1 protein-coding gene is annotated in these 1231 nt (G+C 64.6%); it reads right to left on the reverse strand.

Annotated features, from left to right (window positions below; genetic code table 11):
* A complete protein-coding gene (gene tuf, locus F8S09_RS17485) occupies nt 1–1218 on the reverse strand; it encodes an elongation factor Tu (protein ID WP_152872701.1) in 1218 nt (405 codons plus the stop codon).
* Nucleotides 1219–1231: the final 13 nt, after the last annotated feature.

Genomic DNA, 1231 nt, shown 5'->3' on the forward strand with positions numbered 1-1231 from the left:
TTACTCCAGGACCTTGGTGACGACGCCGGCGCCGACGGTGCGTCCGCCTTCACGGATGGCGAAGCGCAGGCCTTCTTCCATGGCGATGGGCTTGATCAGGTCCACCGTGAAGGTCACGTTGTCCCCGGGCATCACCATCTCCACGCCCTCTTGCAGCTCCACCACGCCCGTCACGTCCGTCGTGCGGAAGTAGAACTGAGGACGGTACCCGCCGAAGAAAGCGCTGTGACGTCCACCCTCGTCCTTGCTCAGCACATACACACTGGCCTCGAACTTGGTGTGCGGCTTGATGCTGCCCGGCTTGGCCAGCACCTGTCCGCGCTCCACGTCGTCGCGAGCGACGCCGCGCAGCAGCACGCCCACGTTGTCCCCCGCCATGCCCGAGTCCAGCAGCTTGCGGTGCATTTCGATGCCGGTCACCGTGGTCTTCTTGGTGTCACGCAGCCCGATGATCTCGACTTCGTCCTGCACCTTGACCACACCGCGCTCGACGCGGCCGGTGGCGACGGTGCCGCGACCGGTGATGGTGAACACGTCCTCGACGGGCATCAGGAAGGTCTTGTCGGTGTCGCGCTCGGGGGTGGGGATGTACGAGTCGATGGCGTCGAGCAGTTCCCAGATGTTGTCGACCCACTTGTTCTCGCCGCGGGCGGTCTTGGGGTTGGCCTGCAGGGCTTCGAGGGCCTGCAGGGCGCTGCCCTTGATGACGGGGAGGTCGTCACCGGGGAACTCGTACTTGGAGAGCAGCTCGCGCACTTCCATCTCGACGAGTTCGAGCAGTTCTTCGTCGTCGACCATGTCGACCTTGTTCATGAACACGACGATGTAGGGCACGCCGACCTGACGGGCGAGCAGGATGTGCTCGCGGGTCTGGGGCATGGGGCCGTCGGCGGAGCTGACGACCAGGATGGCGCCGTCCATCTGGGCTGCGCCGGTGATCATGTTCTTGACGTAGTCGGCGTGGCCGGGGCAGTCGACGTGCGAGTAGTGACGGGTGGGGGTGTTGTACTCGACGTGGGAGGTGTTGATGGTGATGCCGCGGGCCTTTTCTTCGGGGGCCTTGTCGATCTGGTCGTAGGCCAGGGTTTCGATGGTGGGGTCCATCGCAGCGGCGGTGAAGGTGATCGCGGCCGTCAGGGTGGTCTTGCCGTGGTCGACGTGCCCGATGGTGCCCACGTTCACGTGGGGCTTGGTCCGCTCAAACGTTCCTTTTGCCATGTTCTGTTCCTCC

It is taken from the genome of Deinococcus terrestris, assembly GCF_009377345.1.
Taxonomy (GTDB): Bacteria; Deinococcota; Deinococci; order Deinococcales; family Deinococcaceae; genus Deinococcus; species Deinococcus terrestris.

Coding starts and splice junctions, on each gene's coding strand:
- tuf (WP_152872701.1), bottom strand. CDS start 1,218: ATGGCAAAAGGAACGTTTGAGCGGACCAAGCCCCACGTGAACGTGGGC.